The organism is Paraburkholderia megapolitana, from assembly GCF_007556815.1.
GTDB classification, from domain to species: Bacteria; Pseudomonadota; Gammaproteobacteria; order Burkholderiales; family Burkholderiaceae; genus Paraburkholderia; species Paraburkholderia megapolitana.
Genome location: NZ_CP041745.1, coordinates 2,353,052 through 2,378,226 on the forward strand (window position 1 = coordinate 2,353,052; position 25,175 = coordinate 2,378,226).

General features: G+C 62.6%; 23 protein-coding genes. 14 read left to right on the forward strand and 9 right to left on the reverse strand.

The features are described 5' to 3' along the window. Nucleotides 1–111 precede the first annotated feature (111 nt). Entirely contained in the window at nt 112–1,599 is a 1,488-nt protein-coding gene (locus FNZ07_RS23730; RefSeq protein ID WP_091013232.1) for an HD domain-containing phosphohydrolase, read from the forward strand. 113 nt (nt 1,600–1,712) lie between these two features. After that, a complete protein-coding gene (locus FNZ07_RS23735; protein ID WP_407670677.1) occupies nt 1,713–2,384 on the forward strand; it encodes a pyridoxamine 5'-phosphate oxidase family protein in 672 nt (223 codons plus the stop codon). An 83-nt stretch (nt 2,385–2,467) separates the two neighbouring features. On the opposite strand, the gene FNZ07_RS23740 is transcribed toward FNZ07_RS23735, so the two are convergent. Together FNZ07_RS23740 and FNZ07_RS23745 are read right to left on the reverse strand one after the other, a co-directional pair. Then, complete coding sequence (locus tag FNZ07_RS23740; RefSeq protein WP_091013236.1) at nt 2,468–3,325, reverse strand: PA4780 family RIO1-like protein kinase; 858 nt, start codon at nt 3,323–3,325, stop codon at nt 2,468–2,470. 266 nt (nt 3,326–3,591) lie between these two features. Beyond that, nucleotides 3,592–4,170, reverse strand: a complete 579-nt coding sequence (locus FNZ07_RS23745) for a TetR/AcrR family transcriptional regulator (protein WP_245811510.1) — start codon at nt 4,168–4,170, stop codon at nt 3,592–3,594. A 157-nt stretch (nt 4,171–4,327) separates the two neighbouring features. On the opposite strand from FNZ07_RS23745, the gene FNZ07_RS23750 reads away from it, so the two are divergent. Next, nucleotides 4,328–5,203, forward strand: coding sequence for an aldo/keto reductase family oxidoreductase (locus tag FNZ07_RS23750; RefSeq protein WP_091013242.1), 876 nt, complete (start codon nt 4,328–4,330; stop codon nt 5,201–5,203). Nucleotides 5,204–5,291: 88 nt separating this feature from the next. Here FNZ07_RS23750 and FNZ07_RS23755 read toward each other — a convergent pair whose 3' ends face one another. After that, the gene (locus tag FNZ07_RS23755) at nt 5,292–6,275 is read right to left on the reverse strand and encodes an aldo/keto reductase (protein ID WP_091013245.1); all 984 of its coding nucleotides are present in this window, start codon (nt 6,273–6,275) and stop codon (nt 5,292–5,294) included. 135 nt (nt 6,276–6,410) lie between these two features. Here FNZ07_RS23755 and FNZ07_RS23760 point away from each other — a divergent pair, with 135 nt between their 5' ends. Beyond that, the gene (locus tag FNZ07_RS23760) at nt 6,411–7,313 is read left to right on the forward strand and encodes an AraC family transcriptional regulator (protein WP_091013248.1); all 903 of its coding nucleotides are present in this window, start codon (nt 6,411–6,413) and stop codon (nt 7,311–7,313) included. A 9-nt stretch (nt 7,314–7,322) separates the two neighbouring features. Here FNZ07_RS23760 and FNZ07_RS23765 read toward each other — a convergent pair whose 3' ends face one another. From FNZ07_RS23765 to FNZ07_RS23780, 4 genes are all read right to left on the reverse strand, one after another. After that, nucleotides 7,323–8,366, reverse strand: a complete 1,044-nt coding sequence (locus tag FNZ07_RS23765) for a rod shape-determining protein (protein ID WP_091013251.1) — start codon at nt 8,364–8,366, stop codon at nt 7,323–7,325. Between the two features lie 182 nt (nt 8,367–8,548). Next, complete coding sequence (locus tag FNZ07_RS23770) at nt 8,549–8,794, reverse strand: hypothetical protein (protein ID WP_091013255.1); 246 nt, start codon at nt 8,792–8,794, stop codon at nt 8,549–8,551. Between the two features lie 97 nt (nt 8,795–8,891). Continuing rightward, complete coding sequence (locus FNZ07_RS23775) at nt 8,892–9,173, reverse strand: hypothetical protein (protein WP_245811511.1); 282 nt, start codon at nt 9,171–9,173, stop codon at nt 8,892–8,894. A gap of 291 nt (nt 9,174–9,464) precedes the next feature. Next, entirely contained in the window at nt 9,465–10,061 is a 597-nt protein-coding gene (locus FNZ07_RS23780; RefSeq protein ID WP_245811512.1) for an SRPBCC family protein, read from the reverse strand. Nucleotides 10,062–10,115: 54 nt separating this feature from the next. Here FNZ07_RS23780 and FNZ07_RS23785 point away from each other — a divergent pair, with 54 nt between their 5' ends. From FNZ07_RS23785 to FNZ07_RS23800, 4 genes are all read left to right on the forward strand, one after another. Beyond that, complete coding sequence (locus FNZ07_RS23785) at nt 10,116–10,961, forward strand: sugar phosphate isomerase/epimerase family protein (RefSeq protein ID WP_091013266.1); 846 nt, start codon at nt 10,116–10,118, stop codon at nt 10,959–10,961. 18 nt (nt 10,962–10,979) lie between these two features. Next, the gene (locus FNZ07_RS23790; protein WP_091013271.1) at nt 10,980–12,041 is read left to right on the forward strand and encodes an isopenicillin N synthase family dioxygenase; all 1,062 of its coding nucleotides are present in this window, start codon (nt 10,980–10,982) and stop codon (nt 12,039–12,041) included. 78 nt (nt 12,042–12,119) lie between these two features. Further along, entirely contained in the window at nt 12,120–12,959 is an 840-nt protein-coding gene (locus FNZ07_RS23795; protein WP_091013277.1) for an ABC transporter substrate-binding protein, read from the forward strand. Between the two features lie 44 nt (nt 12,960–13,003). Continuing rightward, the gene (locus tag FNZ07_RS23800) at nt 13,004–14,653 is read left to right on the forward strand and encodes an amino acid ABC transporter permease/ATP-binding protein (RefSeq protein ID WP_091013281.1); all 1,650 of its coding nucleotides are present in this window, start codon (nt 13,004–13,006) and stop codon (nt 14,651–14,653) included. Here the strand turns inward: FNZ07_RS23800 and FNZ07_RS23805 are convergent. After that, nucleotides 14,557–15,447: a LysR family transcriptional regulator gene (locus tag FNZ07_RS23805; protein WP_091013286.1), complete on the reverse strand. Its 891-nt coding sequence runs from the start codon at nt 15,445–15,447 to the stop codon at nt 14,557–14,559. The two genes, FNZ07_RS23800 and FNZ07_RS23805, sit on opposite strands and share 97 nt — an antisense overlap. Nucleotides 15,448–15,654: 207 nt before the next feature. Here FNZ07_RS23805 and speB point away from each other — a divergent pair, with 207 nt between their 5' ends. Then, a complete protein-coding gene (gene speB, locus FNZ07_RS23810; RefSeq protein ID WP_091013290.1) occupies nt 15,655–16,605 on the forward strand; it encodes an agmatinase in 951 nt (316 codons plus the stop codon). Nucleotides 16,606–16,712: 107 nt separating this feature from the next. Here speB and FNZ07_RS23815 read toward each other — a convergent pair whose 3' ends face one another. Then, nucleotides 16,713–17,765 (reverse strand): acyltransferase family protein, encoded by a 1,053-nt coding sequence (locus tag FNZ07_RS23815; protein ID WP_249040669.1) that lies wholly within the window; start codon nt 17,763–17,765, stop codon nt 16,713–16,715. A gap of 435 nt (nt 17,766–18,200) precedes the next feature. On the opposite strand from FNZ07_RS23815, the gene hpnH reads away from it, so the two are divergent. From hpnH to FNZ07_RS23840, 5 genes are all read left to right on the forward strand, one after another. Next, entirely contained in the window at nt 18,201–19,799 is a 1,599-nt protein-coding gene (gene hpnH, locus FNZ07_RS23820; protein WP_211367932.1) for an adenosyl-hopene transferase HpnH, read from the forward strand. A gap of 142 nt (nt 19,800–19,941) precedes the next feature. Next, on the forward strand, nt 19,942–20,424 hold the full coding sequence (locus FNZ07_RS23825) for an SRPBCC family protein (protein WP_091013297.1): 483 nt from the start codon (nt 19,942–19,944) through the stop codon (nt 20,422–20,424). Between the two features lie 502 nt (nt 20,425–20,926). Then, nucleotides 20,927–22,216 carry an MFS transporter gene (locus tag FNZ07_RS23830; RefSeq protein ID WP_091013300.1) on the forward strand — a complete coding sequence of 430 codons (1,290 nt, stop codon included), beginning with the start codon at nt 20,927–20,929 and terminating at the stop codon, nt 22,214–22,216. Between the two features lie 179 nt (nt 22,217–22,395). After that, a complete protein-coding gene (locus FNZ07_RS23835; protein WP_170275827.1) occupies nt 22,396–23,811 on the forward strand; it encodes an alginate lyase family protein in 1,416 nt (471 codons plus the stop codon). Between the two features lie 162 nt (nt 23,812–23,973). Next, the gene (locus FNZ07_RS23840; protein WP_177228300.1) at nt 23,974–25,164 is read left to right on the forward strand and encodes a porin; all 1,191 of its coding nucleotides are present in this window, start codon (nt 23,974–23,976) and stop codon (nt 25,162–25,164) included. Nucleotides 25,165–25,175 lie beyond the last annotated feature (11 nt).

Sequence of the window (25,175 nt, forward strand, 5' to 3'; positions counted from 1 at the left end):
ATCGCAAACGGCGCCGCGTGCCGGTATCGGTCAAATGACCGACCCGGGCCGGTAGCCGCGTCGCGTATAGTCGTCGCCACGCTCCCGCTTACCGTTCGAGGAAACCCCATCATGCCGGCCGGCGGCCTGGACATTCGCACCTTCGACGCCGTCAAGGCGCTCGCCTTTATCGGCGATCTCAGCATGGGGCAACCCACCGATCACTCACTGCGCACGGCCTGGCTCGCCGCGCAGATCGCCGGCGCGGCCAGTTTCAGGGCAGACATCTGCGACACGGTGCGCGAGGCATCGCTGCTGCGCTGGTCGGGCTGCACCGCAAATGCGGCGGAATTCACTAACACGTTTGGCGACGACGTCGAGGGCCGCGCGGCGATGCTGGCCGAGCGCCCCGACTGGGCCGAACTGCTCAATGCGCAAGGCGGCCCCGCACAGGCGATTGCGCCGCTCGCCCAGATTCATTGCGAGGTATCGGGCGAAGTCGCACGCATCCTTGGTCTCGGCAGCGAGACCGAAGCGACGTTGCGGCATATCTTCGAGACGTGGGACGGCAACGGCATGCCGAACCAGTTGAACGGCAAGGCGGTACCGGCAGCGGTGTTCGTCGTGGCGCTGGCGGGCGATCTGGAAATTTTCAGCCGGGTTTATGGGCTCGAACACGCACTCGTACTGATCGCGCACCGCGCGAATTTCCGCTATCCGGCTACGCTGACGATTCCCGTCAATACGCACGCGGCACAGTGGCTCGATACGCTGGCGCAGCTCGCGCCAGCCGCGCTCGACGCCGCGCTGCTGACGCCACAGATGCAGCACAGCACGTCCCCCGACCTGATCGCCGATGTGCTCGACCTGAAACTACCGTGGATGACCGGTTATTCGCGCGCCGTCGCGACGACTGCCGCAGCCTGCTGCGCGCGTCTCGTCGCCGATCCCGAAGCGAGTGAACGTGTGTACCGGGCGGGGTTGATCCACGGGATAGGACGCGCGGCCGTGCCGAATGCGATCTGGGACACGCCGACGCGTCTTTCGGCCGCACAGTGGGAAAAGGTGCGCCTCGTGCCCTACTGGACTTCGCGCGCGGGCAAACAGATGGGCACGCTGGATCAGGCGACGGAACTGGCTTCGTATGCGTACGAACGTCTGGACGGCAGCGGCTATTTCCGCGCTGTGGGCGGCCCGGCGCTCGGTCTCGAAGCGCGCATTCTTGCTGCGTCGGCTGCGTGGGTCGCGTTACGTTCGAAGCGGCCGTGGCGCGACGCGCTCTCCGATGTCGCAGCCAGCGAACTGCTGCGTACCGAAGCCGAACAGGGACGCTTCGATAGCGATGTCGTCGAAGCGCTGCTCGAAGGTGAACCCACTGCTACACAATCGGCTTCGCCGCGCAACATACGCTACGCGGCGGAAACGACGCGTCTTTCGTCGCGCGAGATCGATGTGCTGAACCTGATCAGTCACGGCGCCAGCAACAAGGAAGCGGCACGGGCGCTCAATCTCAGCCCGAGCACCGTGCGCACGCATGTCGAGCGGGTGTTTCGCAAGCTCGAATGCACGACGCGGGCAGCGGCGACGTTGAAGGCGTCGGCGATGGGGTTGCTGCGTTAGTAGCGGCAACCGCCCGCTCAGACTGGCTCCAGATTTCCCGCACTAGATGGATCTAGTGAAGGAGCCATGCATTGATTATGCTGGCGGAAAATTCACCGACCATGAGACTCCCCGTGAACGAAAAACCAGGTCCCCTCTCGAACCGCGCTCGTGTGCGCCGCGAACCGGAACGGGCGCGCTACGATCGCGCCGTGCTCGACGCGATCGTCGATGCAGCGTACTTCTGCCACATCGCCTTCACCGATCAGCGCGGTACGCACTGCATCCCTACCGCGTGCTGGCGCCAGGGCGATTATCTGTATGTCCACGGCTCGAATGGCAGCCAGATGCTGAAAGCCGCCGCCGACGGCGCCCAGGTGTGCGTCACCGTCACGCATATCGACGGGCTGGTGCTCGCGCGGTCTGCATTCAATCACTCGATGAACTATCGGACCGCTGTTATTTACGGTGTCTGCGAACAGGTGGAAGGCGAGCACAAGGCCGAATCGCTGGATGCGCTGGTCGAGAAGATCGCCCGCGGCCGCTCGCACGAAGCGCGGCGCGCCAATGCGAAAGAGCTCGCGGCGACGACCGTGCTGCGCGTACCGCTCGACGAGTACTCGTGCAAGATCCGCACGGGTGGCCCGAATGATGACGAGGCAGACCTCGACCGGCCGGTGTGGGCAGGTGTGCTGCCGCTGGAGTTGACGCCGCGGCCCGCCGAGGCGCACGACGCACGGGCCGAGGCGCCGTCATATGTCACTGAGTGGGAGAGCGGCACGGGCATGCCGGGACGCGCTGGGTAGGTCGCTACGGGCGAACTGTGTCTGGTATCGCCCGTGCGTCGAGAGAGCGTGCGCGGCGCGCAAGCGCCGGCTGATACTACGGCTTACCGCTGCGCGTTCAGCTCCTGCTCGCGCCGCAGCCGCGCCTCTTCATCGAGCCGCGTGTCTTCCAGCTCCTGCAACACCGCATCGAGATCGACGGGTCGCGTGTCGGCTTCGACGTGTCCCGTCAACTTCGCGTCGACATGCAGGCCGCCCGCTTCGAACAGCGCCCAGATCTCCGTTCCGTAATCGGTATCGAGCAGTTGCGGCGCGAACCGTCCGCAATATGTCGCGAGGTTGTCGACGTCGCGTTTGAGCATCGCGGCGGCTTCGCTGTTACCGGCGGCATCGACCGCTTGCGGCAGATCGATGATCACCGGGCCGTCGGCAGCCAGCAGGATGTTGTATTCGGACAGATCGCCGTGGATCATGCCCGCGCACAGCATCCGCACGACCTGGTTGAGCAGCAGCGTGTGCAGTTCGAGCGCGCGTGCTTCGGTCAGATCGACATCGTTCAGACGCGGCGCAACGTTGCCGGCACCGTCGACCACCAGTTCCATCAACAGCACGCCATCGGTGCAGATATACGGTTGCGGCACACGCACCCCGGCGTTGGCGAGCCGGAATAGCGCATCGACCTCCGCGTTCTGCCACTGTTCTTCCTGCACCTGACGACCGTAGCGCGTGCCCTTCTCCAGCGCGCGCGCTTCGCGGCTGTTCTTGACCTTGCGGCCTTCGCGATACGACGCGGCCTGGCGGAAGCTGCGCTGCTTCGCATCCTTGTAGACCTTCGCGCAACGCGCGGAGGTGCCGCTGCGCACCACATACACCGTCGCTTCCTTGCCGCTCATCAACTGGCCGATGACTTCGTCGATAAGCCCTTCTTCGAGCAGCGGTGCGAGCCGTTTAGGGATTTTCATACGCCTCCCCGATGTAGTTCGCGAGACTTACGCATGAAGTTGGGGAGACGTGAGCGCGCCGCAACGATGTGCGCGGCGGACTGGCGGGCAAACATCGCGAACGCTGTCGCTCGCGCGGCTGTTGCCGGAGGGAAAAGAAAAGTCATGCCGGATTATACGGTGCTGCGCGAATCCGGCCGCTGCGTCCATCGGCGACCATCTTCGGACATCCGCTGAAAACACGGAGAGTCGCCGCCTTTCCTGCGGCAGGGTCGACGGGTAAAGAGCTAGCCTACCGGCCGCTTTGGAAGCGCCTCGCGCTCCAGATACCCCAGACACAGCGACTCGAGTTGCTCGTGAAACTTGCGCATCATCGATTGCGGCGACTTCGCCTCGAGCAGCATACGGATCGGTCCGAGCAATGCGCCCATCAGCATGAATGTGGTCATACCCACGTCGGCAAAATCCGCATCGGAAGCGGTCTTCAGCATGGCCTCCAGCGCCACGCGGTTACGCGCCCCCACTGCGTGAACATAGCTGCGCGAATCGAGTTCGAAGGCCACCGCATAAAGCGCACGCGCTTCGTCCAGGTCCTCCGTCTTTGCTTTCACGAACGCACCGACAACCGTCTTCACCATTGTCGACACAGAGGCGCCGTGTGCCGACGTAGCGGCAACCTCCATCGTTCGCGCCACCCGTTCCAGATGCCGCTGCAGCACCGCGAAGAGCAGCGCCTGCTTTTGCGGAAAGTACTGGTAGAGCGTCCCCACCGATACACCGGCTCGCTCGGCAACCCGGATAGTGGTCAGGCGCTGCAGCCCATCGGCCAGCAAAACCTGAATAGTCGCGTCGAAAATCGCGTCCACCGTTGCCTGCGAACGCGCTTGCTGAGGCTGTTTGCGGGCGTCAAGCCCCTGTCCGTTATCGACGCGCATATGCGAATTCACAATCTGAATGATTGTTCGTATTCTATTCGAACGTCCTGTAGCGACGAAACAACCATCGGAAGGAAGGAGTGCATCAATGGCTGAAGTGACGCGCGGCGGTACTTTTCAACTTGGCGATCTGGCCGTTACACGCCTCGGCTATGGCGCGATGCAACTGGCCGGCCCGCGCGCTTTCGGGCCGCCGAAAGATCGCGCCGCGGCGATTGCCGTGCTGCGTAGTGTGATTGAAAGCGGCATCACGCACATCGATACGAGCGATTACTACGGCCCTCACGTGACCAATCAGTTGATCCGCGAGGCGCTTCATCCGTATCCGGATGCGCTCACCATCGTCACGAAAGTCGGTGCTCGCCGCGGCAGCGATGGGTCATGGAACGTTGCGATATCGGCGGCCGAATTAGAATCGGCGGTGCATGACAATCTTCGTCATCTCGGAGTCGACGCGCTGGATGTCGTGAACTTTCGTGTGATGTTCGACGTACTGGCACCGGCCGAGGGTGATATCGAAGAACCTTTGACGGCACTCGCGCAGTTGCAGGAGAAAGGTCTGATCCGTCACATTGGGCTGAGCAATGCGACCGCGCGGCAGGTCGCGCAGGGACGCACGATTACCGACATTGTGTGCGTGCAGAACCGCTACAACCTGGCTTTCCGCAACGACGACGCGCTGATCGACAGTCTTGCGGAAGATGGCATTGCGTACGTGCCGTTTTTTCCGCTCGGCGGTTTCTCGCCGTTGCAGGCCGATGCGTTGAATCACGCTGCCGATCGATGCAACGCAACGCCGATGCAGGTTGCGCTGGCGTGGTTGCTACAGCGCTCGCCGAACATCCTGCTGATTCCTGGAACCTCGTCGGTCGAGCATCTGCAGCAGAACATCGGCAGCGCGGGTCTTCATTTGCCTGAGGATATCCTGGCGTCGCTGGACACGATCGGGTCCGCGAAGACGTAAGGCCAGGCCAGAATCGATGTTTTGTCGACGAAACGCGTACCGTGGAAAGGGACGCGTTTCGCAAAACACCGACCGCAACGGAAAGGCGCTAGCGATCAACGAGCTGCTGAAACCGGGCTGGATACCGCTCGCCGACAATCTCGATGCCTCGCAACGCGACGTCGAGCGCCGCCAGATCGTCCACCGAGAGTTCCACGGTTGCAGCCCCAAGGTTCTCTTTCAACCGAGGCAATTTCGTCGTGCCCGGTATCGGTACGATCGACGGTTTTTGTGCGAGCAGCCAGGCCAGTGCAATCTGCGCGCGCGTTGCACCTTTCCCGGCCGCGATGTCGCCGAGCACGTCCACGAGCGCCGCATTCGCCTTGCGATTATCTTCCGAGAAACGCGGCAGGAAATGACGGACATCGCCCGCGCCGAACTCAGTGCCTGCGCTCACTGCGCCAGTGAGAAAGCCCTTACCCAGCGGACTGAACGGCACAAAGCCGATGCCAAGTTCCTCGAGCGTCGCCAGCACAGACTGCTCCGGCTCGCGCCACCACAACGAGTATTCGCTCTGTAGCGCAGCGACGGGCTGTATCGCGTGGGCGCGACGAATTGTCTGGCTGCCCGCCTCCGACAAACCGAAGTGCTTGACCTTGCCCTCCCGAATCAGGTCTTTAACCGTTCCCGCAACGTCTTCGATCGGCACGCCCGGATCGACGCGATGCTGATAGAACAGATCGATTCGATCGGTCCTGAGCCGTTGCAACGACGCGTCCGCCACCGCACGGATGCGTTCGGGCCGGCTGTTGACCGCCTTACTGGGATCGCCATCCTCGAACCCGAACTTGGTGGCTATCACGACCTGATCGCGAAACGGCGCGACGGCTTCGCCCACAAGTTCTTCGTTGACGAACGGACCGTAGCACTCGGCGGTATCGAAGAACGTGACGCCGGCCTCGAACGCCGCACGGATGAGTGCAATACCGTCGGCTCTCTCGACCGCGGGCCCCAAGCCGAAGCTAAGACCCATGCAACCAAGACCGATAGCCGAAACTTCGGGCCCACTGTTACCAAGTTTGCGCTTTTGCATTGACCGGTTTCCTTTGAAATGACCTGCTGCCACGATCGCATCCATGCGATCGTGACGTGCCATTTTCGGGCCTGCATGTCAGCCTGTGAATGCAATAGAATCCGGAGTTCTGTCGCTATCGTCTGGAGCAGATGCTTGGACCCACTGTCTGAAGTCCTTTCGTTGCTGGAAACGCGCAATTCATATTTCGCCGGACTGCGGGCGGGTGGCGACTGGGCGTTCGACATTCCAGCGCCGGTGGGCATCAAGTTCAGCGCCGTCGTCGAGGGCACATGCTGGCTGACGGTCGAAGACGCCGGACCGCCTGTTCAATTGCACGCAGGGGACTGCGTCCTGCTTGCCAGGCCGCGCAGGTATTCGCTGGCGAGCGATCTATCCGTCACACCCATCGCGCTGGCCGATGTCTATCGCGTCCCGCCCGAAGGTGGCATCTCGCGCTATGGCGAAGCGGATGATTTCTTTCTGATCGGCGGCCGCTTTTCATTCGAGGATGACGCGAAACTGCTGCTTGACGATCTGCCGCCTCTCATCGTGGTGCGTGGTCATTCCGAGCAGGCGGCGATACTGCGCTGGGCACTGCAGCAACTCGCGCAGGAATTCAGCACGTCGCTACCGGGCGCTTCGCTGATGGTTCAACACCTTGCGCATATGATGCTCGTGCAGATTCTGCGGCTCCACGCCGACTCGTACGCGCAAGGCGCGGCCGGCTGGCTCGCGGCGCTCGCGGACCCGCGCATCGCGGCTGCCCTCAATGCGATCCATGCGGAGCCTGCACGGCGCTGGACCGTCGACGATCTCGCCGCCCGCTGCAACGTATCGCGCTCGACCTTCGCGCTGCACTTCAAGCGAAAGATGGGATTCGGTCCGCTCGATTACCTGCTGCGCTGGCGCATGCAACTCGCGACACGGAAGTTACGACGCTCGGACGCATCGGTTTCCGCTGTCGCGCAGGAACTCGGTTACGACTCGGATAGTGCGTTTAGCCATGCATTCAAGCGCATCATCGGGTGTTCGCCGCGCGAGTATCGTGCCAGGTGACCAACACGCTCATTCGTATGTAAACACCCCGCCGAACTTCTCCATATATTCAAGCACCATCCCCGAGCCGCGCACGACGCAGGTCAACGGATCTTCGGCAACGAACACCGGCAACCCGGTCTCTTCAGCAAGCAGCCGATCCAGATCACGCAGCAGCGCACCGCCACCGGCGAGCATGATGCCGCGCCCGGCGATATCGGCACCGAGTTCCGGCGGCGTATGTTCAAGCGCAATCTTGACCGCCGATACGATCTGGTTCAGCGGATCGGTGAGCGCTTCGAGAATCTCGTTGCTCGACACGGTGAAGCTGCGCGGAATACCTTCCGACATGTTGCGGCCGCGCACTTCCATTTCCTTGACTTCGGAGCCGGGGAACGCCGAACCAATCCCTTTCTTGATCGCTTCGGCGGTCTGTTCGCCGATCAGCATGCCGTAGTTGCGGCGTATGTAGTTGACGATCGCCTCGTCGAACTTGTCGCCGCCGACCCGCACCGAGCCCTTGTACACGATGCCGCCGAGGGAGATCACGCCGACCTCGGTGGTACCGCCACCGATATCGACCACCATCGAGCCGGTCGCTTCCGATACCGGCAGGCCAGCACCGGTTGCCGCGGCCATCGGTTCTTCAATCAGATAGACCTTCGATGCGCCAGCACTGTGTGCAGCCTCCCTGATCGCCCGCCGTTCGACCTGGGTCGAGCCGCACGGTACGCAGATCATGATGCGCGGCGACGGCGCGAAAATGTGCGGCGCGTGCACCATGCGGATGAACTGTTTGATCATCTGCTGGGTGATGGTGAAGTCGGCGATCACGCCGTCTTTCATCGGGCGAATCGCTTCGATGTCGCCCGGTACCTTGCCCAGCATCTGCTTGGCTTCCTTGCCGACTGCCAGAATGGTTTTCTTGCCATTCGGCCCGCTCTCCTGACGGATCGACACGACCGAAGGCTCGTCGAGGACAATGCCCTTGCCGCGCATGTAGATCAGTGTGTTTGAAGTACCGAGATCGATCGCCAGATCGTTTGAGAAGTAACTGCGCAGAAAGCCGAACATTCAAAATCCTGTCTCACCCGACACGGGCGGTTGGCCCACTACGGGCAAGCCTGCCGCGGTGGGGAGACGAGAGAGTAACAGTTTCGAAGATGGCGAGGCTTCGTGGCACTTGCACGAGGTTAGCTGCGGGGACACAAAAACCGGGGAGTTCGGCGCTTCGCTGGCCCCTCAACTCCACGCTCTCAAGACAGATCGGCCTTGCGCCGTGGGCTCGACGACCGCACCGACTCTATGGCCGCACCCGGCACGCCAGGCCACTTTCTGGTACTTCTCACCCATTTGTTCGGCGCACTGTAACGAATCGTCTCGACCTCTCCGCGCTTGTTTTCTGGTCCGACGGGCATGCCATCGTCAGTCGCGATCGCTCCGGATTCCTTTTGTTTCTTGCGTTCCGCCAGTTCGTCTGCTTTTGCCTGTTCATCCATCACGTTGTTCTCCCGCTATGAGACAGTAATCTGGGTTGCGCACACAGTCCTGAAGACCTGAGACGACTACCTGGCGTTTCGTTCGACGCGCCAGCGTTGACTAGCCGGTGCGACCACCGACGCCGAGCCATTTCCTGGCTTCACTTATCCACTGCTTCGGCTTTCTGTAGGGAGTATGGACCGGCACCTCCGGGGTTCCCGGTGTGCTGCCCTCAGCCGTGGTCTCCTGCGCAGTTCGTCGTTTCCTGCTCTCTTCCAGTTCTTCGAGGTTAACTTGATCGTCGATCATGATTTGCTCCCAATAGGCGAGGTGAAACGCTTCACCCGCAACAAAGGCGTCTGTGTAAATCGCGGCAACCATCGCGACGAGGACCCGCCCCATGCGCAACCACGCGAGCAGTGTCGAATGCGCGTTCTCAGCGCAGAGAATGCGAGGACGAGTACGACTGGACAGGTTCGATGGCTCTGGCCTGCGGGTGAAAAGGCAGAGGAACGGTGCGTTGATTTGTGTCGGCCAACCGTGCGAGCGCACCCGGTTAACTCAAGAATCGGCCCGGCATCAAGGCCTGAAGGATTTCCAGAACCAGTCGCTGGTTTGAACCCACTGTATACCCTCTGCGCGGGAAGTACAGCGATTCCGCTATACGCAAGAATGCGTACCGTCAACTCATTTTCATCCTCTTTTCGTGGCCTGGTTCGCCTCCAGCCAGGCCGCCATCGCCGTGAACCGGCGCCGCGTCTCATGCGCGAAAATTCGCGCGGCCAGCGGATCGAATAGCAGACCCAGCAACCGCGGACGCAGTTTCAGGTTGAACGTATAAATCAGTTCGGAGGTGCCGTCCGGCAGATCGCGATGGCGCATCGAAGCCCCCCAGTACGCGAACAGGCCGCTGGGTTCGACGATCGTCGCCGCAGCAAGCCGGGGCGATTCATAGCTCACGAAGCGTGTTCGCATGCCGGGTCCGCGTAGCGCACCCCGGCCGACGTTCAGCGTTACTGCACCGACGTACGGGTAGGTTCCGCCGCCCTCCACTTCCGCCTTCGACAGCAACGTGTCCCATTCCAGCCGCTTGCCGTGGTTATGAAAGGCTTCGAATGCGGCAGTCGCCGGGGCTGGCATTACGAAGACCATCTGCCGTCGAGCCATGGCCGATCCACTCCTTGCGATGAACGCCTTAATGGTAGCCGCAGCCCCATACGTTAGTTCAGAAAATCCTGAAGTGATTGTTTTGTTTCCAGGATTCTTCGCTTTTTCGGCCAACTGCACCATGGGCTTCAATCTGTCGGTAGCTAACCGACGCCCGCTGGAATCGAGGCTCGACACATGCAGCTGGACATCTTTCGTTCGCTCTGGGGTTATCGCGGCAACCGTCGGGCGGCCTTCGCCAGCGCACGCGCCGCTGGGCTCGCCGGCATCGAGGCGCGACTGCCGCTCGAGGTCGAAGCGCGCATTGCACTCGCCCAGGATCTGGCCGACCACGCGCTCGACTACATCGCGATCTGCTTCACCGATAGCGCCGTGCTGCCCGACCAGCACGCGACGCCCGCCGCGCATCTGCTCGACCTGAACCGCAAGCTCGACTGGGCCGCCGAACTGACGCCGCGCTTCGTCAACGTGCTGGCCGGCAACGACCGCTGGCCGCTCGCGCAGCAAGTCGATTTCTTCGGCGGCGCGCTCGAACTGGCGCAGCGTCATGCGCTGATCTGCAGCTTCGAGACGCATCGCGCGCGTTCGTTGTACAGCCCGTGGGTCACGCTCGATCTGATCCGCCAGTTACCGGCGCTGCGCTTCACCAGCGATATCAGCCATTGGGTCGTGGTCTGCGAGCGCCTGCTCGACGATCCCGCAGACGACCTGACGCCGTTCGTCGAGCGCGTCCATCACATCCAGGCACGTGTCGGCTACGACCAGGGGCCGCAGGTGCCGCATCCCGGCGCACCGGAATACGCAGCGGCGCTCGCATTCCATCAGCGGCACTGGGAAGCGGTGTGGCACGCGCAGCAGGCGCGCGGCTACACGCACAGCACGCTGACGCCGGAATTCGGCGCCGACGGCTATCTACACCATCTGCCGTTCACCGACGCGCCGGTTGCCGATCTGGCCGCGCTCAACACATGGATGGTGCACACCGAACGCGAACATTTTCATCGGGCAATGGGCCCGCACTGAACCCAGGAGAACCACGCGATGCAAGCCGCTCCGATCCCGCATCTCACCCCGGCCAGTCATTTCACGTCGATTCCGGTCGTCGATATTGCCGGTCTTTTCAGCGAGCGGGTGGCCGACCGCGAAGCCGTCGCCGCGCAACTCGGGCAGGCGGCGCGCGACGTCGGCTTTCTGTATATCTCGGGCCACGGCATCGATACGGAAGTGATCGACGGTCTGCATCAGGCGGCGAAGGATTACTTCGCGCAGTCGTTCGAACAGAAGATGGCGCATTACATCGGTACGTCCGAGACACACAAGGGTTTCGTACCCGAAGGCGAGGAAGTCTATGCAAAGGGCAAGCCGGACCATAAGGAAGCATTCGACGTCGGCTACGAACTGCGCGCCGACGATCCGCTCGTGCTGGCCGGCACGCCCTTGCTCGGTCCGAATCACTGGCCCGAACTCGCGGGCTTCAAACCCGCGGTGCAGCGCTACTACGAGCAGGTGTTCGCGCTCGGGCGCCGGCTGTTCGGCGGTTTCGCGCTGGCGCTCGGTCTGCCCGAGGATCACTTCGATGCGCTCGTCACACGGCCGCCGTCGAAGCTGCGCCTGATCCACTACCCGTTCGACGGCGCGGCACAGGACGCGCCTGGCATCGGTGCGCATACCGACTACGAATGCTTCACGATCCTGCACGCCGACGCACCCGGGCTCGAGGTAATGAACGGCCTCGGCCAGTGGATCGATACGCCGCCGCTGCCGGGCAGTTTCGTCGTGAACATCGGCGACATGCTCGAAGTGATGACGGCAGGCGCATTCGTCGCGACGGCACACCGCGTGCGCACCGTCGGCGAAGAGCGCTATTCGTTCCCGCTCTTCTATGCGTGCGATTACCACACGCTGATCAAGCCGCTGCCGGCATTCGCGCGGGACGGTGAAACTTACGAAGCGATCACGATCGGCGAGCACATGTACGGGCAGGCGCTGCAGACCTACCAGTACCTGCGCAAGCGCGTCGCAAACGGCGAAGCAACGCTGCCGGCACACGCTCGCAAGCCGGCCAGCTTCGGGCATCTGAAGAAAAGCAGTCAGCCCGGCTGAGCAACACACGCCCACCCGCGCGCAACGTTACGCGCACCCTGTTCGAACCACCGCCAACACTACGACCGGAGCTCCACCATGATCTTCAAGCGAAACACGACACGCGCTCTGGCCGCTTTCACGGCCAGCAGCATCTTCGCAGCGTTCGCGTGCACCGGTGCGACCGCGCAGACAAACGGCGCGGCCGCGACGCTGGCGCCGGGGCAGTTCAAGGTCGGTATGGAGATCACCTACCCGCCATTCGAGTCGTATGACGGCGACAAGGTGGTGGGCTCCGATCCCGATCTCTCGCGAGCGCTCGCGAAACAACTGGGCGCGAACCCGAGCTTCGTCGACACGCGTTTCTCGGGGCTGATCCTCGGGCTCAACGCGCGCCACTACGACGCGATCATCTCGGGGATGTACGTGACACCCGAGCGTGTCGCCCAGGCGCAGGCGATTCCGTATGCGCAGACCGGCGCGGCGATCATGGTTCCAACGGCGAGTCCGCTCAAGCCAAAATCCGCCGAAGACCTGTGCGGACTGCGCGTCGGACTCGAACAGGGCACCACGTGGGTCGCGCAGTTGCAGTCGCTGTCGACGTCGTATTGCAAGGCCAACGGCAAGGGGCCGATCGTCGTCAGCGAATATCCGTCCGCGCCCGAAGTGCTGCAGGCGCTGCTGTCGAACAACGTGCAGGCGCAGATGGAAATCTCCGGTGCGGCGCATGCGTTGTCCGCGAAATCGTCCGGGCGAGTGGTCGTCTCGTCGACGCAACTGATCTATCCGCAGACACTTGGTATCTATGTGCGCAAGGACAACAAGCCGCTCTTCGACGCGCTGACACGCGCCCTCGACGCGTTAAAGAAAAACGGCGAATACGACGCGGTGCTGAAGAAATACGATCTCGCACCGCCGCCCGCGGCGAAAGCCTCCTGATTCCATAGTTTTCTGCCTGCGTTACCGCGCACTGCGAGCCGCTCATGCACTTCGACTTCAACTATTTCCTGTCGCTGTTCGCCCTGCCCGCCTTCTGGCAGGCCAGCGTCACCGTGGTCGAACTCAGCGCGCTGTCATGGTCGATCGGCATGGTGCTGGGCTTCCCGCTTGCCGTTGCCAAGATGTCCGGTGCGCGCTGGCTCGCCGCACCGGCTGCGCTGTATATCTGGTTCTTCCGCAGCGTGCCGCTGCTGGTGCTCGTCGTCTTCGTCTACAACCTGCCGCAGCTCATTCCGTCCGCCGGCGTCGCGCTGTCGCATCCGTTCTTCTCCGGCCTCGTCGCGCTCGTCCTCACCGAGACCGCGTATATGGCGGAGATCCATCGCGGCGGTTTGCTGGCGGTTGCAAAAGGCCAGCAGGAAGCCGGTAGCGCGCTTGGCATCGGCCCACTGGGGCTGCGTCGTTTGATCGTGATTCCGCAGGCGTTCCGCGTCGCGCTGCCGACGCTGATCAACGAGTTCATCACCAACGTGAAATTGACCTCGCTGGTATCGGTCATCTCGCTGACCGAACTGCTGATGGTCGGCCAGCGGCTGTACTCGCAGAACTTTCTCGTGATGGAGACGCTATCCGCGATCGCGATCTACTACGTGCTGATCGTCACGGTGTTCGGCTGGCTGCTGCAATATTTCGAACGATCGCTCGATCTGACGCGGCGCAAACCACAGACGCTCGACGACACCGCGCTCGCAGCGCAGCGCGCCCGTCTGCCCGTGGCGGCACGCGTGCGTACCGCTACGCCCGGTGGTGGCGGTACACCTCATGCGCTGCTGCTCAAGGATTTGCACAAACGTTACGGCAACCACGAGGTACTGAAGGGCATCGATCTCGCAGTTAATGCAGGCGAAGTGATTTCGATCATCGGGCCGTCGGGCTCGGGCAAGACCTCGCTGATCCGCACGATCAATGCACTCGAAACGATCGACCGCGGCGAAATCGTCCTGTTCGGCGAAGCGTTCATCGCCGCCGCGGACCGACCCGGCATCGGGCGCGTGCGCGAAGGCGTCGGCCGCATCGGCATGGTGTTCCAGAGCTTCAACCTGTTCCCGCATCGAACCATCGTCGACAATGTCGCGCTTGCACCGCGTTACCATCGTCGCGGCACGCGCGAGCAAACCACATTGCATGCACTGGCGCTGCTCGACAAGGTGGGCCTGCTCGCGCATGCGTACAAATATCCGCATCAATTGTCGGGCGGCCAGCAGCAGCGCGTCGCGATCACGCGCGCGCTCGCGATGGACCCGGCCATCATGCTGTTCGACGAACCGACCTCGGCGCTCGACCCGGAACTGGTCGGCGACGTGCTCAATGTGATTCGCGCACTCGCCGCGGAAGGCATGACGATGCTCATCGTCACGCACGAAATGGACTTCGCGATGTCGCTGTCCGACCGGATCGTCTTCATGGAAAACGGCGCGATCGAATTCGATGGATCGCCGCAGGCGATTGACGAGCTTGTCTGCGCCGAACGCGTGCGTCGCTTCATCGGTATCGAATCGCATGGCGCAGCGGTACCGCCCGCGGCTCCTGCGCAAGTTCAGTCTGGCAGTGCGCGCCGCAGCGTTTCGCGAAACTTCAGTACCAGCGGTTCCTTCGAACGCCCTCTGCGTACTGCTAGCGAGAACGGCGCCTGATAGCCGAACGCGGACGGCGCCAGCACGCGCAGACTGCCGTCATCGACGCGCGATTGCGCGAAATGCTCGGGCAGAAAACCGATGTAAGCGCCGGACAGAATCAGGATCAGCTGGCCTTCCATGCTGTCGACAGTCGCCTCGCTGCGCTTGAAGCCCTGGCGCGCGAGTTCGGTCTGACTCCAGTACGCCCGTCCTACCATGCGCTGCTGGCTGATCACTTCGGCGGGGATGTTGCGCTCGTTGAAGAGCGCGTGGCGATGGCTGCAATACAGCCAGTGTTGCTCGCGATGCAGCGCGTGATAGACAAGCCCGTTCATGCGAATCGGAAACGCACCGATCGCCATATCGAGGCGATTGCCGAGCACGCTCAATTGCAGTTCGTAGGGACTCTGGACGTTCAGATGCAGATGCACCGCCGGGTGCTCGCGCGTGAAGGCACCGATCACATCGGGAAGCGGCAGCGCGCTGTCGGTGACTGTCGCATCCAGCACGCCGAGCTTCAGATTGCCGCGCAGTTCGCCGCGCAAACCCGCTGCATAGCGCTCGAAACCGTCGACTTCGCCAAGCAGCTTGAGCGCCTCCTGATGAAACTCTTCGCCCTTCGGCGTCAGGCTGAAACCGCCGCGTCCGCGATGACACAGCACCACGCCAACCAGCGTTTCGAGCTGGCTCATGTAGGTGCTGATCGCCGAGGTCGACAGGTTCAGTTCCTGCTGGGCGGCCGCGAACCCCTGATGACGCACGACACAGGTGAAGATGCGCAACAGTCGCGCTTCCGGCAGAACAGTGGCCAAGCCCGGTCCTCGTGCATGAAGTGGGAGTGGTGAAGTGACAGCGCGGCGCGGTGGCGCCTCGGTGGGGAGCGTTACCTATACTTTAGAAATAACTGAACTAAATATTTCGCGCCAGCCATTTTTCCGCGGCGAGGACGTCGTCAGTATTGAGCCTGTCTCGAACCTGTCGAGCCTGCACGCGCGTTACGAAGGAACACGAGGAACGTCATGGAAAAGCAGCTATATCAACCGCTCGGCGGTAACGAAATGCCGCGTTTCGGCGGGATCGCCACGATGTTGCGGCTGCCGCAGCGCGACTCCGCGGCCGGGCTCGATGCCGCGTTTGTCGGCGTGCCGCTCGACGTCGGGACGTCGTTGCGCCCCGGCACGCGGTTCGGGCCGCGCGGCATCCGCGCGGAGTCGGTGATGATCCGGCCGTACAACATGGCGACTGGCGCCGCACCGTTCGATTCATTGGCAGTCGCCGACATCGGCGACGTCGCGATCAATACGTTCAACCTGCTCGACTCGGTGCGCATCATCGAGCACGCGTACGACGGCATTCTCGAACACGGCACGATACCGCTCACGCTCGGCGGCGATCACACGATCACCCTGCCGATCCTGCGCGCGATCAAACGCCGGCACGGCAAGGTCGGGCTCGTGCACGTCGACGCGCATGCGGACGTGAACGATCACATGTTCGGCGAGAAGATCGCGCATGGCACGACGTTCCGGCGCGCGGTCGAAGAAGAGCTGCTCGATTGCGAACGCGTGGTGCAGATCGGTTTACGTGCGCAGGGCTACACCGCGAACGATTTCAACTGGAGCCGCGAACAGGGCTTTCGCGTCGTGCAGGCCGAGGAATGCTGGCACAAGTCGCTCGAACCGTTGATGGCCGAAGTGCGGCGCAAGGTGGATGGCGGCCCGGTGTATCTGAGCTTCGATATCGACGGTATCGATCCGGCGTGGGCGCCGGGTACCGGTACGCCGGAGATCGGCGGGCTGACGACGATCCAGGCGATCGAGATCATCCGCGGTTGTCATGGGCTCGATCTGGTCGGCTGCGATCTCGTCGAAGTGTCGCCGCCTTACGATACGACCGGCAATACGTCGCTGCTCGGCGCGAACCTGCTGTACGAAATGTTGTGCGTGCTGCCGGGGGTGGTGCGCCGTTAGTCAGTTCACCGCGCCCGGCGGTGGCACCGGCACCTTCGGCGCAAGCTTGCGCAACCGGCCCGCAAACCGGTGCGACGGCCGCTCGACGGCGAGATAGAACGCGTAGCTCAGAGCAAACGCAAAGGCGACGGTTGCGAGCCAGGTCCACGCCGGTCCTGGCGGGTAGCCCGCCGCGCTGAGGATTGCGAGCGCGAGTTTGTGGCACAGGTAAAGGCTGTACGACCATGCACCGAGCCCGCGAGTCGCGCCCACACCCCGCGCGACGATTCCCGCGCCGGTGTCGTTGTTTCAGCCGCGATCCATGCGGCGGCAAAGAACTGGAACAACGTGAGCGAGATGTCGGGGCCTACGGTCGGCAGAAATGCCGGCTTGATGTGCGACGACGACGCGAGCACGAAAGTCAGCGAAGCCGCCGCGACCAGCGCGACGCGCGCCGCGACCAGCTGTGCGGACAGTCCCCGCACCACGGCCCGCAACACGCGAACAATCCAGCCGGTCAGTTGCGAATACGCGCGGCGACCATCGATACCGCCGCGGGTACGCTGCATGTCGGCGATCAGGCTGCCGAGCAACCAGCCCGGGAAATACAGCAGCGACGTGCCGGCAACGCCATAGTTCTGATAGACGCAGTGATCGCAGACGACCCGCGCTTGCGTATGCGTGAGCCACACCATCAACGCCCCGCCGATCACAGCGCAGACGATCATCTCGCCGACCCGATGAAAGCGCTGCCGCACGAGCGGATAAACGGTGTAATAGACGAGCTCGCAATACAGCGACCACAGCACCGATTCCAGCAGCGTCGACGCATCGCCGACCGGCCGCGAAACCAGCGCGACGACGGCGAGCGGCACTCCGATGCGCACGTAACGGGACACGAAATAGCTGACCGGCCGCAGGCTCGCGTCGCGGTGGTAGGCGTTGTGAATGCAGTAACCGGAGATCACGAAGAAGACGATGACCGCGGCCGGACCGGCAAACAGCACGACAAGACCTGACCACAACGCGCCGCCCAGCAGCGCCAGATGGCCCGTGAAGATCGACTTGAACGGAGGCGGCCCGAAATGATAGAAAACGACCCATGCGGCCGCCATGAAGCGGATCGCGTCGATTTTCAGCGATTTCGCGGACTGCACCGGAATGGACGGATTTGCGCGCATGATGCGCCTCTTTAAATGCCTCCTGAAAGGCTACCCGCGCCCGGCGTAAAGAAAATCCTAAATAAATCGAAGCGTTGGGCCCTGGAAGCGGCTTACGCCGCCTTCCACCGGTAGGCGCCGCGGTCGACGACGCAGGATGAGCCCTCAAAGCGAACCGCTCGGGTTGCCCACAAGCCGCTCGATCCCGCCCGCGCCAATAGCCGCCGACGCCCGGCCGGCCGAACGGAAACCCCAGTTTGTGCGATGATTCGGGATAGCTAGAAATCCAGGTCCGGCGACGCACCCGGCACCCACATCGATCCAGCCGCCCTTTGCGCGGGAGATCGAGTCTTTTATATGCAGATCGCGCCTGTTGCCGGCGCGAAACGATCTATTGAGTACAGCCGCCGGTGTCACCGGGGCGGCGCGACACGGTTATTGAGGAGAATCCCCAGCATGGCAGTGCCAATTTCACAGGCATGGACGGTTGCCACCTATGTCCTGAAGCAAAAATTATTGCGCCGCAGCCGTTATCCGCTCGTTCTCATGCTCGAGCCGTTGATGCGCTGCAATCTGGCCTGCGCGGGTTGCGGCAAGATCCAGTACCCGGCCCACGTGCTGAAGTCGGAACTCACGCCCGAGCAATGCTTCAAGGCCGTCGAGGAATGCGGCACGCCGATGGTCGCGATTCCGGGCGGCGAACCGCTGCTGCATCCGCAGATGCCGGAAATCGTCGCTGGGCTCGTGGCACGCAAGAAGTACGTGTACATGTGCACGAACGCCCTGCTGCTCGCCAAGCAACTGCATCTGTTCAAGCCGAGCAAGTACCTGTCGTTCTCGGTCCACGTCGACGGCCAGCGCGAGCACCACGATTTCGCGGTGTGCCGCGAAGGTGGCTACGACATCGCGATGGAAGGCGTGCGCGCCGCGGTCGCAGCGGGCTTCCGCGTCACGACCAATACGACGCTTTTCGACGGCGCCGATCCGAACAGCGTACGTCTGCACTTCGACGAAATGATGACGGCGGGCGTGGAAAGCATGATGGTGTCGCCGGGCTACACGTACGACAAGGCACCGGACCAGAAGCACTTCCTCGGCCGCGCCCGTTCGAAGAAGCTGTTCCGCGCGATCCTGTCGAACCGTAAAAAGAGCTGGCGCTTCAATGCATCGCCCATCTTCATGGAATTCCTGATGGGCAAGAAGCAGCTCACCTGCACGCCGTGGGGCATGCCGACTTACAGCATCTTCGGTTGGCAGAAGCCGTGCTACCTGCTGCAGGACGGCTATGCGGACACCTTCGACGAGCTGATGGAAAGCGTGAAGTGGTCCGAATACGGCACCGAGAGCGGCAATCCGAAATGCGCGAACTGCATGGTGCACTCGGGCTACGAGGCAAGCGGTGTGAACTACACGTTTGGCTCGTTCAAGGGGCTGTTCCAGACCGTCAAGGCGATGGTGTTGAATAGCTACAAGGACCCGGAAGCGAACGAAATACTCGCCGGCTGGAAGTCCCCTTCGCGTGAAGTCCCGATGGTGTTCGTCCCCACGCCGCCGCGCGCCGCTCAGGTTGCCGATGCTGCCAACGCAGCTCAAACCGCCCAGCCGGCAGAACCGGTTGCCGCCGCGGTTGCCAGCACACCCGCGCCGGCTCCGGTCAATCCCGACCAGATGGAGACCGCCGAGGGCACGGTGCACGAAAAGCTCGAAGGTTGGACGCCGCCGCTCACGACCGAAGCCGAAGTACGCGAAGCGCTCGAAAAAGCCTTCGATTATCGCGGCGACGTGACGATCACGCGCAAGAGCGGCGTCGTGGTGAAAGGTTATCTGTACGACCGGCAATACGGTGCGGCTTTCAAGGACTGCTTCGTGCGGATCATTCCGACCGGCACGCAAACGAAGGAAGTGATCCCGTACGCGGACATCGCCGTACTCGGCTTTACCGGCAAGGATACGGCGGCCGGCAAGACCTTCGAGTCGTGGGTCAAGCGCTACTGGGAAAAGAAGGCCGCGGGTGAGAAGAACATCCAGATCGAGCCGGAGTACCTGGGCGAGTAATGCCCGCGGGGGCGTCAGCGTTTGCAACTCTGGCGCTTCCCCACCCCTGGCACCCCTGGCTCGGCTTGTAGCACACGGCAGGCAGACCGCATCGGCGGATGCCTGCTGCTAAAACGCCATCGGACGCCAAGGGGATCCTGTCATGAAGATCGAATCGCAATGGGTTTTTGAGTGCCAGCCGCAGCACGTGTGGCCGCACTTTCTGCACGCCCAGATGGACTCGTCCCGCCCACTACTTTTCTGGTTCGGCATTCCGAAGCCGATGAGCTGTCGTGTGCTTGAAGGCGTGGCGGCAGTCGGCAACACGCGCCAGTGCACCACCGACCGCGGCACGATCGACCAGCGCATCCTGCAACTCGAGCCCAACCGGCTGCTGCAATATCAGATGCAGCAAAGCACGGTGTGGTGCCGTGAATGGGTCGGCAAACTGATCGATACCTTCACGCTCGAAGCGCTCGACGGCAACCGTACTCTCGTGCGCCGCACGACCGAATTCGAGGCCACCGGCCTGCTGAAAGTGCTGCGACTCGTCGGCCTGTGGGCCGCATTGCGCCAGGCTCATGCCTATGCCGCGAAAAACTGGCGAAGGCTGATCGCCGAAGGTCAAACGGCCTCGATGGCCTGAGCGGCATCGCGCGAAAGAGACACGCCGCTACCGGGTACGAGATTCCGCTTGCCCGCAATTCGCCTGCAATCCGCGCTTCGCCCGCCTTCCATTTCCCCCGCCAGACAGACCATCACGCCGCGCGCGACACCGGCGCGTCTGCGCCTGCGCCACAAAACAATAAAAACACCTCGAGAATCTGCCGTTATCCGATCGCAGTAAACCTCTCCAGATTTGTCTTCCGCGACTCAAGATGTCATACGACGTCTTATCTAAATATGGCACACACGCCATCTTGTCTGACTCATTTCGGCCAAAAACGAGTCCGTGAGGCGTAGTTACGAGAAAAAGTGCCGAATTTACGCTAAATGTTCGTCGTGTAAACCCTGACGCCATCACTATTGTCTCCGGACATCGTATGACTTAGCATGACCTCTGTCGAGTCATGCTCCCGGTCCTTCTGCCCCGGTACGTGTGGCCGCAAGAGTGCCCCTCATAGAAAACACACGGAGACACACAACACATGGCGCACAAGATAAAGGGCCTTCGCTGGTGGATGATCGGCCTGCTCACGCTCGGGACCGTGATGAACTACCTCGCGCGCAGTTCGCTCAGCGTCGCCGCGCCCACGGTCATGCAGGACCTGCACATCACCACCGCGCAATACGGCTGGATCACCGGTGCATTCCTCGTGATGTATCCGATCGGCGGTCCGCTCACCGGTTATCTGATGGACCGCGTCGGTCTGCGCTTTGGTTTTCTGCTGTGCGGCGTGTTGTGGTCCATCGTGTGCATGGCGCACGGTTTGGCGAACGGCTGGGTCGGGCTCTTCGTGCTGCGCGGCATGCTCGGTCTCGTCGAAGCGTCGTTCATTCCGGCCGGCATGCGCGCCGCGGCATTCTGGTTTCCCGCGCACGAACGTGGGATCGCAGCGGGGGTCTTCAACATCGGCACATCGGTGGGTGCGATTGCCGCGCCGCCGCTCATCGCGTGGTCGATCCTGCGCTACAACTGGCAAACCGCTTTCGTGATCGCCGGTGCGCTCGGCCTCGTGTGGGCCGTGCTGTGGCTCGTGCTGTACCGGCATCCAAGCGAGCACAAGGCGCTGTCCCAGGAGGAAGCCGCCTACATCGCCGGCGACGAGCGCGTCGTGCCGGTACCGGACGGCGATCGTCCGCGCCTTAGCCGCATCTTCAAGCAGCGCAATTTCTGGGGCATCGCGCTGCCGCGTTTCTTCGCCGACCCCGTGTGGGGCACGCTCGTGTTCTGGATGCCGCTCTATCTGCACCAGGCGCGCGGCTTCGACCTGAAGGCGATTGCCATGACCGCATGGCTGCCGTTCGTCGCAGCCGACGTCGGTTGCATGATGGGCGGCACGATCTCGATGTTTCTGAACAGGCGCTTCAACATCGCGATCCTGAACGGCAAGCGGATCGTCTTCACGATCGGCGCGGTGATCATGATCTCGATGGTCGGCGTCGGTTACGTGAAAGACCCGGGGATGGCGATTTTCCTGCTGTGCCTCGGCGGCTTCGCTCACCAGACGCTGTCGGTCACCGTCATCTCGATGTCCGCCGATCTCTTCCCGAAGCAGGAAGTGGCTACCGTCACCGGCTTCGCGGCGCTGGCGGCCGGCATCGGCAACCTGCTCTTCACACTGACAATGGGCGCACTCGTCGCGACGATCGGCTACACGCCATTCTTCGTCGCACTGGGTTTCGGTGACCTGATTGGAGTCGTACTGATCTGGTCGCTGGTCAGGCCGACCGTTACGCGTGCGCTCGCACCAGTGGGCAAACCCGTCAACGCATAACCGTCTCGCGGCGGACCGCGCGGTCCGCCGTTACTCATCGCCCGTTTCTGGCGCGCAAGCTGTCAACGCTTCGCGGCTGAGACCGGCTTCGTCAAACGAATCGTGTAGCTGGACGCTCCGCATCGATGCCGAGCCGGTCCGGGACGGGGTTCGTCGCGCGTTCTCATCAGGAGAAGCTCATGCGTCATCCGCGTCGCGATCAACGACCCGCATTTCCCACTGCCGGCTCTAACGCTGTGACTGTTGCTCCATCGCTCGCGGCGCGGCGCCGCACGCTTGCCGCACTCGGCGCCGGCTCGCTCGGTCTGCTGTTGTACGGCTGCGGCGGTATCGATGCGACGCCGTCGGCGAGCGCATCGTCGGCGACCGGATCGCAGAGCACACCTCCGGTTACACCGCCACCCGCAGCACCCACGCCACCGGTCGTCTTTACGCTCGACGCAAGCGAAATGCTCAAGGCAAAGCAACTCGTCGCCGCCGGCAACGCGTCGCTGCAAACGTCCTGGTCCGCCCTGCTCGCGAGCGCCAATGCTGCCCTTCAACTGGCACCGTTCTCGGTCGTCGACAAGAACATGGTGCCGCCGAGCGGCGACAAGCACGACTACCTGAGCCTCGCGCCGTACTGGTGGCCCGACCCCACCAAACCCAATGGCTTGCCGTATATCCAGCGCGACGGCCAGATCAATCCATCGTCGAAGAACAACGATTCGGATTCAGTGCGGATGCAGGCGTTCTGTTCGGCCATCGGCACGCTGACCACCGCGTGGTTTCTCGGCGGCGATGCGCGTTATGCCGACAAGGCCGCATCGTTGCTGCGCACCTGGTTCATCGACCCGACGACGCGCATGAACCCGAATCTCAACTACGGTCAGGGTATTCCGGGTGTGACGAGCGGTCGCGGCATCGGCATCATCGACACCCGCAACTTCTGGCAGATCACCGACGGTATCGGTCTGCTCGCTTCATCGAATGTGCTCAGTGCAAGCGACCTGAGCGCGCTGAACCTGTGGTTCGCGGATTACCTGAACTGGCTACTGACCAGCAGCAACGGCACCGACGAAGCCGCGGCGCCCAACAATCACGGCACGTTCTACGACGCACAGGTTACGAACCTCGCACTCTTCACCGGCGACACCGCGACCGCACAGAACGCGCTCAATCATGCACTGACCAAACTGCTGCCGACACAGTTCGACAGCACCGGCAAGGAGCCACTCGAGCTGTCGCGCACCCGGCCGTTTCACTACAGCGTATTCAACCTCGTGGCGTTCCTGCGACTCGCCAAATACGGTGCGGCGGCGAAGGTGGACATTGCGCACGCGTCCGCCGTTGCGGGTAGCCCGCAATCGCTGCAGGCATCGGTCGCATTCCTTGCGCCCTACGTGGCGAATCCATCGAGCTGGCCGTACCAGGATTTGACCGGCATCGAGTACGACGGCGATGGCAACGAATTCGACGGCGTGCTGCCGGTGCTGCAGCAGGCGGTGTTGCTGTACGGCGCGACCCCGCAACTGACAGCCGCGCTCGATGCGGTGAGCAACCACCTCCCCGACGCCGTGAGCTGGCTGCAATGGCCGATCACGACGACGAGCTGACACACGTCCTCGACCGATACAACTCGCACGCATTTCCCACCGACAAAAAAGGAAAGCACGACAATGAGCAGACGACAACAACACCACAGCCCGTCCGTCCCGACCGGCAAACCGAACGTAGCGAGCCGCACGCCGCGCTTCCATAGCCTGTGCGTCGGCGCGATGCTCGGCACGCTGCCGCTGCTTGCCCACGCGCAAAGCAGCGTGACGCTGTACGGGATCCTCGACGACTCGATCTCCTGGCAAAGCAGCCAGACGTCGCTCGGTTCGACCTCGGGTGGCCGCTCCAGCGTCAAGCTCGGCTCGGGCGTGTGGGCGGGCAGTCGTTTCGGGCTCAAAGGCAGCGAAGATCTTGGCGGCGGTACGAAAGCGATCTTCCAGCTGGAGTCGGGCTTCAACGTGAACACCGGCGGTGCGCAATACACGAACGCGTTGTTTGGACGCCAGGCATGGGTCGGTTTGAGCAATGCGACGTACGGTACGCTCACGGCGGGCCGGCAATACACGCCTTATTTCCTGCTGCTCTCGCCGTATAGCCCGACTACCTGGCTCACGGGTTACTACGGCGCGCATCCGGGCGACCTCGATTCGCTCGATACGCTGTACCGCGCGAACAACACGCTGATGTACACGTCACCGAACATTAGCGGGCTCGTGTTCAGCGCGTCGTACTCGCTGGCGGGCGTGCCAGGCACGCTGTCGCAAGGCTCGACGTGGAGCGGCGCGCTGCAGTACGTCAACGGTCCGTTCGGCATTGCAGCGGGTTTCGTACGCACGAAGAATTCGACCATCGGCGGCGGCCCATGGGGCAGCGACTCGACGATGAACAGCGGCGGCGAATCGGGGATCTCGGCCGTGACCAACGGTTACCAGGACGCGCAGTCACAGCAGCGCTTTGCAGTGACGGGCGGCTACAAGTTCAATAACGCGTGGGACATCTCGGTGTCCTACTCGAATGTCCAGTACATTCCCGGCGTCAATTCACGCTTCACCGATTCGGCAATCTTCAACACAGCAGGCGCGGTGCTGCACTGGAAGCCCGTCGTCGCATGGGACTTCGCGACCGGCTACAGCTACACGCGCGCGACCAAAGCCAACGGCATCACGAGTCCGGCGCAGTATCAGCAGGTGAATCTCTCCGAGTACTACTCGTTGTCCAAGCGCACAGGTCTGTATGCATTGCAGGCGTTCCAGCGCGCGAACGGCAAGACGCTTGGTACGCCTTCATTGAATCCGGCTACGGTGAATCAGCAGATCAACGCTACCCCGAGCATTGGGGACGGTTATCAGAGTTCTCCCGCTTCGTCGCGTAGTCAGTTTGCGGCGGGCGTGGGTATCATTCATCGCTTTTAGCCGGCGTTGGG

Coding starts and splice junctions, on each gene's coding strand:
- FNZ07_RS23730 (WP_091013232.1), top strand. CDS start 112: ATGCCGGCCGGCGGCCTGGACATTCGCACCTTCGACGCCGTCAAGGCG.
- FNZ07_RS23740 (WP_091013236.1), bottom strand. CDS start 3,325: ATGAAAATCCCTAAACGGCTCGCACCGCTGCTCGAAGAAGGGCTTATC.
- FNZ07_RS23750 (WP_091013242.1), top strand. CDS start 4,328: ATGGCTGAAGTGACGCGCGGCGGTACTTTTCAACTTGGCGATCTGGCC.
- FNZ07_RS23755 (WP_091013245.1), bottom strand. CDS start 6,275: ATGCAAAAGCGCAAACTTGGTAACAGTGGGCCCGAAGTTTCGGCTATC.
- FNZ07_RS23765 (WP_091013251.1), bottom strand. CDS start 8,366: ATGTTCGGCTTTCTGCGCAGTTACTTCTCAAACGATCTGGCGATCGAT.
- FNZ07_RS23775 (WP_245811511.1), bottom strand. CDS start 9,173: ATGGGGCGGGTCCTCGTCGCGATGGTTGCCGCGATTTACACAGACGCC.
- FNZ07_RS23780 (WP_245811512.1), bottom strand. CDS start 10,061: ATGGTGCAGTTGGCCGAAAAAGCGAAGAATCCTGGAAACAAAACAATC.
- FNZ07_RS23785 (WP_091013266.1), top strand. CDS start 10,116: ATGCAGCTGGACATCTTTCGTTCGCTCTGGGGTTATCGCGGCAACCGT.
- FNZ07_RS23790 (WP_091013271.1), top strand. CDS start 10,980: ATGCAAGCCGCTCCGATCCCGCATCTCACCCCGGCCAGTCATTTCACG.
- FNZ07_RS23795 (WP_091013277.1), top strand. CDS start 12,120: ATGATCTTCAAGCGAAACACGACACGCGCTCTGGCCGCTTTCACGGCC.
- FNZ07_RS23800 (WP_091013281.1), top strand. CDS start 13,004: ATGCACTTCGACTTCAACTATTTCCTGTCGCTGTTCGCCCTGCCCGCC.
- speB (WP_091013290.1), top strand. CDS start 15,655: ATGGAAAAGCAGCTATATCAACCGCTCGGCGGTAACGAAATGCCGCGT.
- FNZ07_RS23815 (WP_249040669.1), bottom strand. CDS start 17,765: ATGCGCGCAAATCCGTCCATTCCGGTGCAGTCCGCGAAATCGCTGAAA.
- hpnH (WP_211367932.1), top strand. CDS start 18,201: ATGGCAGTGCCAATTTCACAGGCATGGACGGTTGCCACCTATGTCCTG.
- FNZ07_RS23825 (WP_091013297.1), top strand. CDS start 19,942: ATGAAGATCGAATCGCAATGGGTTTTTGAGTGCCAGCCGCAGCACGTG.
- FNZ07_RS23830 (WP_091013300.1), top strand. CDS start 20,927: ATGGCGCACAAGATAAAGGGCCTTCGCTGGTGGATGATCGGCCTGCTC.
- FNZ07_RS23835 (WP_170275827.1), top strand. CDS start 22,396: ATGCGTCATCCGCGTCGCGATCAACGACCCGCATTTCCCACTGCCGGC.
- FNZ07_RS23840 (WP_177228300.1), top strand. CDS start 23,974: ATGCTCGGCACGCTGCCGCTGCTTGCCCACGCGCAAAGCAGCGTGACG.